General features: G+C 69.6%; 14 protein-coding genes. 10 read left to right on the top strand and 4 right to left on the bottom strand.

Going from position 1 to position 13,341, the window contains the following annotated elements:
- The 4 genes from mshB (at position 1) to FHU39_RS22005 (ending at position 4,265) form a co-directional block, all read left to right on the top strand.
- A complete protein-coding gene (gene mshB / locus FHU39_RS21990; RefSeq protein WP_183322873.1) occupies positions 1–867 on the top strand; it encodes an N-acetyl-1-D-myo-inositol-2-amino-2-deoxy-alpha-D-glucopyranoside deacetylase in 867 nt (288 codons plus the stop codon).
- A complete protein-coding gene (locus tag FHU39_RS21995) occupies positions 864–1,385 on the top strand; it encodes a flavin reductase family protein (RefSeq protein ID WP_246336825.1) in 522 nt (173 codons plus the stop codon). The genes mshB and FHU39_RS21995 overlap by 4 nt, the downstream gene beginning before the upstream one ends.
- The gene (locus FHU39_RS22000) at positions 1,382–3,124 is read left to right on the top strand and encodes a VanW family protein (protein ID WP_183322874.1); all 1,743 of its coding nucleotides are present in this window, start codon (positions 1,382–1,384) and stop codon (positions 3,122–3,124) included. The genes FHU39_RS21995 and FHU39_RS22000 overlap by 4 nt, the downstream gene beginning before the upstream one ends.
- Positions 3,125–3,302: 178 nt before the next feature.
- Positions 3,303–4,265, top strand: a complete 963-nt coding sequence (locus FHU39_RS22005) for a hypothetical protein (protein WP_183322875.1) — start codon at positions 3,303–3,305, stop codon at positions 4,263–4,265.
- Between the two features lie 92 nt (positions 4,266–4,357).
- Here the strand turns inward: FHU39_RS22005 and FHU39_RS25145 are convergent, their stop codons facing one another.
- Positions 4,358–5,167: a GNAT family N-acetyltransferase gene (locus FHU39_RS25145; RefSeq protein WP_183322876.1), complete on the bottom strand. Its 810-nt coding sequence runs from the start codon at positions 5,165–5,167 to the stop codon at positions 4,358–4,360.
- Positions 5,164–5,451 carry a putative acetyltransferase gene (locus FHU39_RS22015; RefSeq protein WP_246336826.1) on the bottom strand — a complete coding sequence of 96 codons (288 nt, stop codon included), beginning with the start codon at positions 5,449–5,451 and terminating at the stop codon, positions 5,164–5,166. The genes FHU39_RS25145 and FHU39_RS22015 overlap by 4 nt, the downstream gene beginning before the upstream one ends.
- Before the next feature lie 76 nt (positions 5,452–5,527).
- Between FHU39_RS22015 and fdxA the strand changes: the two genes are divergently transcribed.
- The 3 genes from fdxA (at position 5,528) to FHU39_RS22030 (ending at position 8,377) form a co-directional block, all read left to right on the top strand.
- On the top strand, positions 5,528–5,857 hold the full coding sequence (gene fdxA, locus FHU39_RS22020) for a ferredoxin (RefSeq protein ID WP_183322877.1): 330 nt from the start codon (positions 5,528–5,530) through the stop codon (positions 5,855–5,857).
- 21 nt (positions 5,858–5,878) lie between these two features.
- Positions 5,879–6,985 carry a succinyldiaminopimelate transaminase gene (gene dapC, locus FHU39_RS22025; RefSeq protein WP_183322878.1) on the top strand — a complete coding sequence of 369 codons (1,107 nt, stop codon included), beginning with the start codon at positions 5,879–5,881 and terminating at the stop codon, positions 6,983–6,985.
- Between the two features lie 99 nt (positions 6,986–7,084).
- Positions 7,085–8,377, top strand: coding sequence for a citrate synthase (locus FHU39_RS22030; RefSeq protein WP_183322879.1), 1,293 nt, complete (start codon positions 7,085–7,087; stop codon positions 8,375–8,377).
- A 76-nt stretch (positions 8,378–8,453) separates the two neighbouring features.
- Here FHU39_RS22030 and FHU39_RS22035 read toward each other — a convergent pair whose 3' ends face one another.
- Together FHU39_RS22035 and dapD are read right to left on the bottom strand one after the other, a co-directional pair.
- Complete coding sequence (locus FHU39_RS22035) at positions 8,454–9,548, bottom strand: hypothetical protein (RefSeq protein ID WP_183322880.1); 1,095 nt, start codon at positions 9,546–9,548, stop codon at positions 8,454–8,456.
- Between the two features lie 36 nt (positions 9,549–9,584).
- A complete protein-coding gene (gene dapD, locus FHU39_RS22040) occupies positions 9,585–10,523 on the bottom strand; it encodes a 2,3,4,5-tetrahydropyridine-2,6-dicarboxylate N-succinyltransferase (RefSeq protein ID WP_183322881.1) in 939 nt (312 codons plus the stop codon).
- A gap of 76 nt (positions 10,524–10,599) precedes the next feature.
- Between dapD and dapE the strand changes: the two genes are divergently transcribed.
- From dapE to FHU39_RS22055, 3 genes are all read left to right on the top strand, one after another.
- The gene (gene dapE / locus FHU39_RS22045; RefSeq protein ID WP_425484823.1) at positions 10,600–11,685 is read left to right on the top strand and encodes a succinyl-diaminopimelate desuccinylase; all 1,086 of its coding nucleotides are present in this window, start codon (positions 10,600–10,602) and stop codon (positions 11,683–11,685) included.
- Between the two features lie 99 nt (positions 11,686–11,784).
- Positions 11,785–12,540, top strand: a complete 756-nt coding sequence (locus FHU39_RS22050; RefSeq protein ID WP_343066066.1) for an LOG family protein — start codon at positions 11,785–11,787, stop codon at positions 12,538–12,540.
- 492 nt (positions 12,541–13,032) lie between these two features.
- Complete coding sequence (locus FHU39_RS22055; RefSeq protein WP_183322883.1) at positions 13,033–13,338, top strand: DivIVA domain-containing protein; 306 nt, start codon at positions 13,033–13,035, stop codon at positions 13,336–13,338.
- Positions 13,339–13,341 lie beyond the last annotated feature (3 nt).

Genomic DNA, 13,341 nt, shown 5'->3' on the forward strand with positions numbered 1-13,341 from the left:
ATGCGCCTGGTTTTCGTGCACGCCCACCCGGACGACGAGTCGTTGTGGACCGGTCTCGCGATCGCGCACCACGCTGCTCGCGGCGATGACGTGCACGTGCTGACCTGCACCCTCGGCGAGGAGGGTGAGGTCATCCCGGAGGACCTGCGCCACCTCGAGCTGCCCGCCGGCCGGCCCCGCGACGCCCGCACACCCGACCTGCTGGCCGACGTCCGGCGGGACGAACTGCACTCTGCGGTCAAGGAGCTCGGGGTCAGTTCGGTCACCGTCCTGGCAGACGGGCGCTATCGGGATTCGGGTATGGCGGGCACGCCGTCGGCGGCGCACCCGCGCGCGTTCACCGGGGCGGCAACGGCGCAGAGCAGCCAGGACGTCGCGGCCTACCTGCGCGAACTGCGCCCGGACGTCGTCGTCACGTATGACGCCCACGGCGGTTACGGCCACCCCGATCACATCCGCACCCATGAGGCGACCCGGGCGGCGGTGGCGGGCCTCGCGCAGTCGCCGGCCTTCTACACCGTTGTCAGCCCGCGCAGTTGGGTGGTGGAGGACCGCGGGTGGTTGTCGCAGCACGCGACGGCACCCGGGGTCGTCGTGCCCGCTCCGGAGGATGCCTTCCTGCCGAGCGTGGTCGACGACGCGCTGGTCACCCACACCGTGATCGACGAGGAGGCACTCGTGGCACAGACGGCCGCGCTGCGGCGGCACCGCACCCAGGTCACCGTCTTCGACGGCTACTACACGCTGTCCAACGACGTCGCGACCCGGCTGGCGGCCCGCGAGGCGTTCGTGCGGCTGGACCCGGTGACCGGCGCGTCCTTGCCGGTGGTGACCGAGGGCCTGCGGCATACCGGGCTGATGGCATGAGCGAGCAGGAAGCCAACGACCCTTCGTGGGGTGAGGTGGATCCGGACGCTTACCGGCAGGTGATGGGGCGCTTCGCGACCGGCGTCTCGATCATCTCCACCCGCATCGGCGACATCGACCACGCGATGACCGCCAACGCGCTGATGTCGGTGTCCCTGGAGCCGCTGCTGATGGTGATCAGCGTGGAGCGCGAGGCGCGATTCCACGACGCGGTCCTCGATGCCGGGGCCTGGGGCGTGAGCCTGCTGCCGGAGTCGGAGCGCAAGACCGCGGCCTGGCTGGCCACGCGCGGTCGACCGTTGCACGGGCAACTCGACCGGGTTCCGTTCCACCGCGGCGAGCGCACCGGTATGGCGTTGCTGGACGACGCGCTGGGCACCCTGGAATGTCGCACCTACGACACGGTCCCGGCCGGTGATCACACGCTGGTGATCGGCAACGTAGTCTCGGTCTCGATCGCAGATAGACCGGGGGACGCCCTGATCTATTACCGGGGCGCATTTGGAGTACAACGTTGAGCACAGACGCATCGGGTGGGGACCGCGACAGTAGCGGTGCGGACGACAACCACAGACGAAGGAGCAGGCTGCGCAAGGGCCTGCTGATCGGTGTCCCGGCGGCTGTCGTCGTGCTCGCCGGCGGGTATGTCGCGCTCGCCGCGTCGCAGTCCGGCAAGATCCAGCGCGGGACGACGGTCGCCGGCCGCCACATCGGCGGCATGAGTGTGTCCGACGCGAAGGCGGAGGTCTCGGCGGCAGCCGCGCAGCAGGTCAAGACGCCGGTGCAGCTGGTCGTCGGTGGCACGACGCTGAAGCTCGACCCGGCGAAGTCCGGGCTCTCGATGAGCTCCGCCGGGGTGCTCGACGGTCTCAGCGGTTTCTCCCTCAACCCGTCGACGGTGTGGCACCGGCTCACCGGTGACGGCCCGCACCGCACGCTGACCCCGAAGGTCGACCGGGACGCCCTGCAGAAGGCGGTGGCCGCCGCCTCGGACGAGCTGGAAGGCGCGCCGAAGAACGGCACGGTGAAGTTCGTCGACGGGAAGGTCGTGACCACCAAGTCGACCCCGGGCGACGGGGTCGACACCAAGTCCATCAGTCAGAAGATCGCCGCCGGCTGGCCGCACTCCACGAAGTTCGCCGCCACCCTGACGCATCAGCCCGCGGCGTTGACCGATGACGAGATCCAGCGCTACGTCAAGGATTTCGCCGACCCCGCGATGTCGGCGCCGGTCACCGTCAAGGTCGGGGGGAAGACGGCCGAGCTCGAGGTGAGCGACATCTCCGACATCCTGAGCACCACCTTCGACGGTGCGAAGCTCGCCCCGAAGGTCGACCAGGACGCGTTGGCCACGCTGCTCGACAAGCAGGCGAGCAAACTCACCACCCCCGCGGTCGACGCCAAATTGAGCTACCGGGGCGGCAAGCGCACGATCACTCCCGCCAAGGACGGCACCGGACCGGACACCAAGGGCGCGGGGAAGCTGCTCGTCGCGGCCCTGACGGCGCCGGACCGGACGATGTCGCTGCCGACCAAGCCGGTCGAGCCGACCGTCACGGCAGCCGACCTGAAGAAGACGAAGATCGGCAGCCAGATGATCTCGGAGTTCGTGTCGGTCTTCCCGACCGGCGCCGAGAACGCCGCACGCACCCACAACATCAGCGTCGGTCTGGCCAAGCTCAACGGCATCGTCGTGCAGCCGGGTGAGACGTTCTCACTGCTGAACACGCTGCGCCCGTTCGACGCAGCACACGGCTACGTCGACGCGCCGGTGCTGGTCGGCGGCAGGGACGTCCCGGGTATGGGCGGCGGCATCTCCCAGGTCTCCACGACCCTCTACAACGCGACCTTCTTCGCTGGGGTGAAGCTGGTGGAGCACACCGCGCACGCCTACTGGATCCCGCGCTACCCGATGGGCCGCGAGGCCACCATGTGGGATCCCACCATCGACAACAAGTGGACCAACGACACCGGCCACCCGATCCGGATCCAGGCCGGCATCGAGGGCAACGCGTCCGTCATACGACTGTACGGCGTGAAGACCTTCACCGTCAGCTCGACGACCAGCAACAAGTTCGACATCGTCGCGCCCGGGCCGGCCAAGCACCTCTCCGGACCTTCGTGCATCGCGCAAGGTCCGGAGGACGGCTTCAGCGTGACGGTGACGCGGGTCGTGAAGAACCTGGCGGGCAAGGTGGTCAAGAACGAGAGCCTGACGACCCGTTACCAGCCCGCGGACCCCGTCATCTGCAACTGACGCCCGGCCCGATGGGCTGCCGCGGGGCGCGCCGCCTCGCCATACCGGGCCCGACCCTGACGGTCGGCTTCACGGCTGACGGTCGAATTCGGCCGTCAACGGTGAATCGGGCCGTCAGACTCGTGGCGCACCTGTGGACAACCGCTGGACGTACCGCGCGAACTGCGACCATGCACCGATGGGACCCCAACCGCTCCGCACGCACGAGGTCCAGAGTCTCGGCCGACTGCGGCAGGCCGGCATCGTCCCCTGGGCAGCCGTCGCCCGCGGCACCGGCCAGTGGATGCGCATCCGCCGCGGCGAATACCTCGACAAAGGACGCTGGCACACACTGACGCCGCTCGACCGCCATCGGGCACTGGTCGTTGCCACGGTGCGACGCATGCGTGATCCCCTGCCGATGCTGTCGCACTTCGCGGCCGCTGCACTGTGGGGTATGCCGATCATCGGCTCCTGGCCCGACCGCGTGGACGTGATGCTCGACGCAAGCGCCGCGGGCTCCAGCACGTTGGTTCGCCGGCACCGGGTGTCCGGACTTCCCGAGCCGTCGCTCCTCGGAGAGTTTCCGGTGACCTCGCCGGCCAGAACGGTGATCGACCTGGCCCGGTCCACGACGTTGGCGTGCGCGCTCAGCGCCGCCGACTGGACGCTGCGCAACAGCCTGTGCACCTACGCCGACCTGGACGAGGAGCTGCTCGCGATTCCGGGGCGCGGACCGGGCAGGCGCGGCGCTCATGCCGTGTGGCTGCTGGCCGATCCTCGCGCGGAGTCGCCGGGAGAATCGCTGAGCCGCGCGCGGATGTACGAATCAGGGTTCCCGCAGCCCGACCTGCAAGTGCCGCTGGAAGACGCACAGGGCTGGTTCGGACGCGCCGATTTCGGGTGGCCCGGCAGGATCGGCGAATTCGACGGACTGCGCAAGTACCGCGCAACCGGAGACGCCGGCGACACTGCGAGCGAGGAGATCGTCATACGGGAGAAGCTTCGCGAGGACAGGGCGCGCCGGGCGGGAACTGCCGTCGCCCGCTGGGTCTGGACCGATGCTCTGCACGGATCCGGCCTCGTGCGGGCGCTGGTCGCAGTGGGTGTGTCTCCCGGTGACAAGACGGAGTGGCTGCGGCGCACGCCCGCCGAGTGGTGAGTCTGACGCTCGGATTCACCGTTGACGGCCGAATTCGACCGTCAACGGTGAATCCGGCCGTCAGGGTGACCTCGGGAGCGCGGATCCGACCGTCAGACTTCAGGGGTCGCGTAATGGTAGGCGTGGTGCACCACCCACCCCAGTGACCCGTAGAGACCGACCGCGGCGGCATTGTCCGCCGCAACTTGCAGGTATTGCAACGGTATTCGCCGCTCTCCCGCGACACGTGCTGCTTCGGTCATCAGCGCGGTCGCGATGCCGGACCGACGCGCAACAGGGTCGGTGTGCACGTCGAAGATGCCGCTCCAGCCGTCGTGGAAGGCCAGCCGGGCGTGTCCGGCCGGCCGATCGTTCAGGTATGCCGTCAGGTATGCCGCCTCCGGCACGCGCGCGAGCACCTGCACCAGGGTCTCCCGGTGCTCCAGGGCGCGCGGCGACGCCGACACCCACCAGCCGTCGGTCGGCGCCCCGGTGACGGTGAGCCGCACGGCGCCCGGACGCGGATCGTCACCCGGCGGGGGAGCGGTCACCGGCGGATGGGCCGCCGCTGGGACGAGGGACGGCTTCGTCATCACGAGAGTGCGGGTGAAGAAGCGCCAATCATGTTGTGCCAGAACGGCCCCCAGCTCCGTGTCCTGCGGGTCGCCGTCGGTCGGATGTGGCAGCTGGATGAGTGCGGGTTGGCGACGCTCGCCGTACCAAGCACTCAGCCGGTCGATCGCGTCCGACCGGTGCATGCCCGGATCGCCAACCGGCAGAGCAGAATTCGCGCGACCGGTGTAGCCGTTGGCGGATCGCAGCAGCCAGTCGCCGAGCCGGAGCGATTCGAGCGGCGGCATGCCCGCCGTCATCAGTACCTGCAGCGCACCTGCCCCGATCGAGGAGGCGTCGGGCGCCGTCACCGGCCGAAAGGTGGGTCGGCCGGCGGGCGGCGGGGTCTGCGGACGGGCGGAGGCGGCACGCTCTTGGCCAGCACGATGCGTGCCCGGGGCACCGTGACCTCGCCGCGGCGGCCGCGCACGACGACCGTCGTGTCGTCGATCGACACCACGTCGCCGATCACATCCGTGTGATGTGGGCCACCCGGCTCGAGCTCGGGGTCGGGCAGTCGCACGCGCAGGACGACCCGCGTGCCGACGGTCGCGATCGAGGTGAGGCGGGACTCACTGACTGGCTTCCAGGGCACGACGGCATACTAGATGCGGATACAGACCCGCCGGCCGCGCAGTCGCGGCCGGGCACCAGTGGAGGAACATTTCGAGATGACCTACGTCATTGCACAGCCGTGCGTCGATGTGAAGGACCGCGCATGCGTCGAGGAGTGCCCCGTCGACTGCATCTACGAAGGCAAGCGCAGCCTCTACATCCAGCCCGACGAGTGTGTCGACTGCGGAGCGTGCGAGCCGGTCTGCCCGGTCGAGGCCATCTACTACGAGGACGACACCCCGGAGCAGTGGGCCGACTACTACAAGGCCAACGTGGAGTTCTTCGACGAGATCGGCAGCCCCGGTGGCGCCGCGAAGCTCGGCGTGCTCGACTTCGACCACCCGCTGATCGCCGCACTGCCCCCGCAGAACACGGAAGCGGAGTGACCCGCACGGGTCCCGTCAACCATGCCCGTCGCTGACCTCCCGGACTTCCCCTGGGACACCCTCGCCGGCGCCAAGGCGCAGGCGGCCGCCCACCCCGACGGCATCGTCGACCTGTCGGTCGGCACCCCCGTCGATCCCACCCCGCAGGTGCTGCAGGACGCGCTCGTCGGCGCGGCCAACGCGCCCGGTTACCCGCAGGTGTGGGGCACGCCCGACCTGCGTGAGGCGATCGCGGCCTGGTTCCAGCGGCGGCGCAACGCCGCCGGCGTCGACCCGGACGGGGTGATGCCGGTCGTCGGCAGCAAGGAGTTGGTGGCCTGGCTGCCGACCCTGCTCGGTCTCGGTCCCGGTGACACGGTTGGCTTCCCCGAGCTGGCCTACCCGACGTATGACGTGGGCGCGCGCCTCGCGGGCGCGACGCCGAAGCCGGCCGCGAGCCTGCTGCAGTACGGCCCCGTCGCCCCGAAGCTGCTGTGGATCAACAGCCCGGCGAACCCGCACGGGCAGGTGCTGCCGGTCGACCATCTGGCCAAGGTGGTGGCGTGGGCGCGCCAGCGTGGCGTCATCGTGGCCAGCGACGAGTGCTACGCGGAGCTGGACTGGCGCGAGGAGCCGGACGGGTTGAGCACCCCGAGCATCCTGGACGACCGGGTGTGTGGCGGAGATCACGAAGGGCTGCTGGCGGTCTACTCGCTGTCCAAACAGAGCAACCTGGCCGGTTACCGCGCCGCGTTCGTCGCCGGCGACACCGCCCTCGTGCAGCGCCTGGTCCAGGTGCGCAAGCACGCCGGGATGATCGTGCCCTGGCCGACCCAGCGGGTGCTGAAGGCGGCCGTGCAGGACGACGCGCACGTCGCCGCCCAGAAGAAGGTGTATGCCGTGCGCCGCGAAGAGTTGAAAACCGCTCTCGTGGCTGCAGGTTGGCAGATCGACCACTCCGACGCCGGACTCTACTTCTGGGTAACCCAGGGGAAACCGTGCCGGGAGTCGGTCGACGACCTGGCCGCACTCGGCATACTTGCAGCACCCGGTGATTTCTACGGTGCGGCCGGTGCCCAGCACGTCCGGATCGCACTCACGGCGACCGACGAACGAATTTCCGCAGCCGCGAAGAGATTGAATTCTTGACGCGGGGTCCCTCGTGGGCCGGAGAACTTGCTGAGGTACGGTCGATTTCGCTGACTTCCCCGGCACTGTCGCCGGTTCACGCAAGAGGACGGAAAGCACATGACTGACCAGGCACCTGCCACGTTCCAGGCAGGGGACAAGACCCTCGAGTTCGGGGTCATCCCCGCGACCGAGGGCAACGACGGCTACGACATCTCGAAGCTGCTCAGCGAGACCGGCAACGTCACCCTCGACGTCGGCTTCGTCAACACTGCCTCATGCAAGTCGGCAATCACCTACATCGACGGCGGTGCCGGCATCCTGCGCTACCGCGGGTACCCGATCGACCAATTGGCGGAGAACTCGACGTTCATCGAGGTCTCCTACCTGCTGATCTACGGTGAGCTGCCGAGCAAGACCGAGCTGGAGACCTTCACCGAGCGCCTGCGCCGGCACACCATGCTGCACGAGGACCTGAAGGACCTGCTGGCGGCGTTCCCGCGGGACGCGCACCCGATGTCGGTGCTGTCCGCTGCGGTGTCCGCGCTCGGCACCTTCTACCAGGACTCGCTGTCCATCAGCGACCGCGACCAGGTGGAGCTGTCCACCATCCGGCTGCTGGCCAAGCTGCCGACCATCGCGGCATACGCACACAAGAAGAGCCAGGGCCAGCCGACCCTCTACCCGGACAACAAGCTGGGGCTGGTGGAGAACTTCCTGCGGATGACCTTCGGCTTCCCGGCCGAGGACTACGAGGTCGACCCGGTGGTCGCCCGCGCGCTGGACCAGCTGTTCATCCTGCACGCCGACCACGAGCAGAACTGTTCGACCTCGACCGTGCGCCTCGTCGGCTCGGGGCAGGCCAACCTGTTCGGCTCCATCTCGGCCGGTATCCACGCCCTGTCCGGCCCGCTGCACGGTGGCGCCAACTCGGCGGTGCTGGAGATGCTGGCGCAGATCCACACCAGCGGCGACGACGTCGACACCTTCGTGAAGAAGGTGAAGAACAAGGAGGACGGCGTCAAGCTGATGGGCTTCGGCCACCGGGTCTACAAGAACTACGACCCGCGCGCCGCCATCGTCAAGAAGTCCGCCGACGCCGTGCTGAAGGCGATGGGTGTCAACGACCCGCTGCTGGACATCGCGATGCGTCTGGAGCAGGTCGCGCTGACCGACGACTACTTCGTCGAGCGCAAGCTCTACCCGAACGTCGACTTCTACACCGGCCTGATCTACAAGGCGATGGGCTTCCCGACCGACATGTTCACGGTGCTCTTCGCCATCGGCCGGTTGCCGGGCTGGATCGCCCAGTGGCGCGAGATGATCGAGGACCCGGCGACCAAGATCGGCCGCCCGCGGCAGATCTACGTCGGTGCGACCGAGCGCGACTACGTCCCCACGGACAACCGTTGATCGCGGCCTGACCGCAGTCACCGCGGAAGCGCCGGCCCGAGTGATCGGGCCGGCGCTTTCGTATGTCGCGAGGGCGCTACTTGCCGGTCTCCACGTCGATCCGCACCAGCGTCGAGCTCCCGGTGGGCTGCTTCGCCGGGTGCCACGCCCAGCCGTCCCGGCCGCGGTGCCGCTCCCAGGACCGGTTGCCGACCGTGACGGCGGTGATGTTGTCGTCCTCGGCATGTGCGATGGCCCAGGACGCGATCGCGTACGCGCCGTTGACCGACTTCGCCCGATAGGTGACGTCGCCGGTGCCCGCCTGTGCGGGGAGACCGCTCTCGTCGGCCAGCTGACCGACGATCTGCGCCGGTGAACCGTTCGCCTTCGCGGGGTCCAGGCGGCAGCCGATGCCTTCGTGCGCGGTGCCGGTCATCACCGAGGTGATGACCTCGCCCTGGGTCTCGTGGTCGGCATACGCGTCCGGGAAGCCGCTGCGCTGCACCTCCTGCGCCGCCTCGCCGATCGGCATCGACTCCCAGCCGGGCACCTTCAGCAGCGCGTTGTAGAACGAGCCGCTGGAATAGATCGGGTCCTGGATCTGGTCGGTGGTGCCCCAGCCCTGGCTGGCGCGCTGCTGGAACAGACCGAGCGAGTCGAGGTCGCCATACGCCAGGTTGCGCAGTTTCGACTCCTGTATGGCGGTGGTGGTCGCCACCACCGCCGCCCGCGTCGGCACACCCTTCTTGTAGACGCCGACCGCCACGATGGTCGACGCGGACCGGGCCTGGCCGGGGTCCCACTTGTAGTTGTAGCCGTTCGCGACGAACTGGCACGACGGGGAGCCCCAGTTGTCCAGCAGCTGCTGGTAGGCGAGGTAACCGCCGCCGGCGACGGCTGCGACGATCGCGATCGGCAGCAGACAGCCGAGCGTGCGACGGATCGGGCCGCGCGGCCGGTGGTCCTCGTCGAAGAAGTCGTCGCCGAACCACTCCGGGTCGTCCTCCGGCACGTGGTCCAGGCCGTCCGCCGGGCCTTGGTCGAACTCCTCGGGGTCGTGCGCGAGCCGCTCGCCGTGGTGGACGTAGCGCGCCGGCCGGGCGTCGTCGTCGCCGAAGTCGGCCGTCCCGCCGTACAACCGATGGATCTCGCGGTCACTGCGGCTGTTGTCGCGGTTGCGGCGGAAGGGCATCGGGGTCGGGTTCGCAGCTTCTCGTGGTCGGGGTGGTCAGTTGGCGTGCAGGGCGTCGTTGAGCGTGATGCCGTGGCCCTTGCGGGGGCGGCACTCCACGACACCGGTGGTGGAGTTGCGGATGAACAACAGGCCGTCCTGCCCGGACAACTCCCGGGCCTTCACGACCGTTCCATCGGGCAGGGTGACCTTGGTGCCCGCGGTCACGTAGAGACCCGCCTCGACCACGCAGTCGTCCCCGAGGGCGATGCCGACGCCGGCCTCCGCACCGATCAGGCAGCGCTGGCCGATCGAGACCCGCTCGGTGCCGCCGCCGGACAGGGTGCCCATGATCGAGGCGCCGCCGCCGATGTCGGAGCCGTCGCCGACGACGACGCCCTGCACGATGCGGCCCTCCACCATGGAGGTGCCGAGGGTGCCGGCGTTGAAGTTGCAGAAACCCTCGTGCATGACCGTCGTGCCCGCGGCGAGGTGCGCGCCGAGGCGCACCCGGTCGGCGTCGGCGATGCGCACCCCGGACGGCACGACGTAGTCGGTCATCCGCGGGAACTTGTCGATGCCGAAGACCTGCACCGGGCCGTCCTGCCGCAACCGCAGCCGCACCCGCTCGAAGCCGTCGACGGCGCACGGGCCGAGGTTGGTCCACACGATGTTCTGCAGCACGCCGAACAGGCCGTCCAGGTTGACCGTGTTGGGCCGGACCAGCCGGTGGCTCAGCAGGTGCAGCCGGAGGTAGGCGTCGGGCACGTCGGCAGGTGGCGCGTCCAGGTCGATCGCGACCTGCACGACGCGGGTGCGCACCTCGCGGGCCGGGTAGACACGGGCGAGTGCTGCGAGGGAGGCCGGCTCGGCATACGGGTCCGCAGCCGGCGCCTCACCCAATTGCGGCTCGGGGAACCAGGTGTCGAGCAGAACGCCCTCGTCGGTCTCGGTGGCAAGGCCGTAACCCCAGGCGGAACGGGGGGAGTCAGTCATGGCCCCAAGATTATGTGACGGAGGGGTGCGCGCCGCGGACGTGTCCAGTGAGACGCGTCGCATCCCGCGCCGGTCGATGCGGGAGGATGCCGGTATGGCGCAACTGGACCTGACTCGCGACGTCGTCGACCTCACCGCTGACCTGTGCGACATCGAGTCGGTCAGCCACGGCGAGCAGGAGCTGGCCGACGCCGTCGAGGCCGCGTTGCGGGCCCTGCCGCAGCTGCGGGTCGACCGCGACGGCAACACGATCGTCGCGCGGACCGACCTCGGACGGGCCGAGCGCGTCGTGCTCGCCGGTCACCTCGACACGGTGCCGCTCACCGACCCGCCGAACCTGCCGACCCGGCGCATCGACGACCTGCTCGTCGGGCGCGGCACGACCGACATGAAGGGCGGCGTCGCGGTGCAGCTGGCGCTCGCCGCGACCGTCGCCGAGCCGACCCGGGACATCACGTTCGTCTTCTACGACTGCGAGGAGATCGACGAGGAGTTCAACGGGCTGCGGCGTATCGTCGCGCAGCATCCGGAGTGGCTGGCCGCCGACTTCGCGGTGCTGCTGGAGCCGACGAACGGCGGCATCGAGGGCGGCTGCAAGGGCACGTTGCGGGTGGACATCGCCACCAAGGGGATCAGCGCCCACTCGGCGCGCCCCTGGAACGGTCACAACGCCATCCACGACGCGGGGCCGGTGCTCGACAAGCTCGCGGCATACCAGCCGGAGACGGTGACGGTGGACGGGCTGGACTACCACGAGGCGCTCAACGCGGTCGGTATCAGCGGCGGCATCGCGGGCAACGTCATCCCGGACCGCTGCGTGGTGACCGTCAACTACCGTTTCGCCCCGAACAAGACCGGCCAGGAGGCGTACGCCCATGTCTGCTCGCTGTTCAGCGGGTATGACGTGAGCCTCGGCGACTGCGCGGACGGCGCCCGGCCCGGCCTGGACACCGCCGCCGCACAGTCGTTCGTGACCGCGCTGGGTCTGCCGGTGACCGCCAAGGAGGGCTGGACCGACGTGGCGCGGTTCTCCGCCCTGGGGGTCCCGGCGGTCAACTTCGGGCCGGGCGACCCCAACCTGGCGCACACCGACGACGAGCGGTGCCCGGTGCAGCAGATCACCGACTCCTACGACGCGCTGCGCCGCTGGCTGACCGCGTAGCGCCGGACCGGGACGCTCCTCGGTATGCCCGGCGCGTGGCATACGCCGCGACCGGCATACCCGCAGGCCCCGCGAGGGGCACATGAGAGATTGGGCCCCGTGACCAAGGAACCCGAGGCATATCAGAAGGGCGCGACCACCCTGCGCCGCGGCCACGTCCCGTCGACGACCACCGACCAGCGCCTGCTCGACCAGTCCCAGGACTCGGGGTGGGTGCACACCGACCCGTGGCGGGTGATGCGGATCCAGGCGGAGTTCGTCGAGGGGTTCGGCACCCTCGCCGAGCTGGGCCCGGCGGTGAGCGTCTTCGGTTCGGCCCGGCTGAAGCCCGGCAGCGACTTCTACGCCAAGGGCGTCGAACTCGGCCGCCTGCTCACGGATGCGGGCTACGCGGTGATCACCGGGGGCGGGCCGGGCGCCATGGAAGCGGCCAACAAGGGTGCCTACGAAGCGGGCGGCACCAGCGTCGGGCTGGGCATCGAGCTGCCGTTCGAGTCCGGGCTGAACCCGTACGTCGATCTCGGCGTCAACTTCCGGTACTTCTTCGCCCGCAAGACGATGTTCGTGAAGTACGCCCAGGGGTATGTCGTGCTGCCCGGCGGCTTCGGCACGCTCGACGAGCTGTTCGAGGCGGTGACGCTGGCGCAGACGCAGAAGATCACCAGCTTCCCGATCGTGCTGCTCGGCACGAAGTTCTGGGCGCCGTTGCTCGGCTTCATCCACGACACGCTGTATACCGAGGGCATGATCGCCGAGAAGGACCTGCACCGGTTGCGGGTCGTCGACGAGCCGGCCGAAGCGGTGGCCATCATCGCCTCCGACGGCGACAACCTCGGAGCCAGCCGGCCGGAGTGATTCGGGGTGTGGTCGGTGTGGCGTCCCGAAGTGCCGACGGTCGGTGGGTGGGGATGGTGCGCGGCCGGTGTGGCGTCCCGAAGTGCCGACGGTCGGTGGGTGGGGATGGTGCGCGGCCGGTGTGGCGTCCCGTAGTGCCGACGGTCGGTGGGTGGGGATGGTGCGCGGCCGGTGTGGCGTCCCGAAGTGCCGACGGTCGGTGGGTGGGGACGGGGTGTGGCCGGTGTGGCGTCCCGAAGTGCCGACGGTCGGTGGGTGGGGACGGGGTGCGGCCGGTGTGGCGTCCCGAAGTGCCGACGGTCGGTGGGTGGGGATGGTGCGCGGCCGGTGTGGCGTCCCGAAGTGCCGACGGTCGGTGGGCGGGGACGGGGTGTGGCCGGTGTGGCGTCCCGAAGTGCCGACGGTCGGTGGGTGGGGACGGGGTGTGGCCGGTGTGGCGTCCCGAAGTGCCGACGGTCGGTGGGTGGGGACGGTGCGGGTTAGTCTGACTGCGTGCTCGTCTTCCTCATTGCGCTGCTCGTGGTCGTCATCGGCCTGGTGGTCTTCGCCGTCCTCGGCCATTTCGGCACCCACCTGGAGGACCCGACCCACACCTCGCCCTTCGAGTCGTTGCCGCGGGGCATCGTCACTCCGGAGGACATCGACGACATCCGCTTCGACCAGACCCTGCGCGGTTACCGGATGGGGCAGGTCGACGAGGTGCTCGATCGACTGCGCGCGGAGCTGGAGGCGCGCGACGACGAGATCGCGATGTTGCGCGGAGAGAACGTCGGCGGCACGCACCCGCCGCGAGCCTAAGGC

The sequence above is a fragment of the Flexivirga oryzae genome (assembly GCF_014190805.1).
Lineage (GTDB): Bacteria > Actinomycetota > Actinomycetes > Actinomycetales > Dermatophilaceae > Flexivirga > Flexivirga oryzae.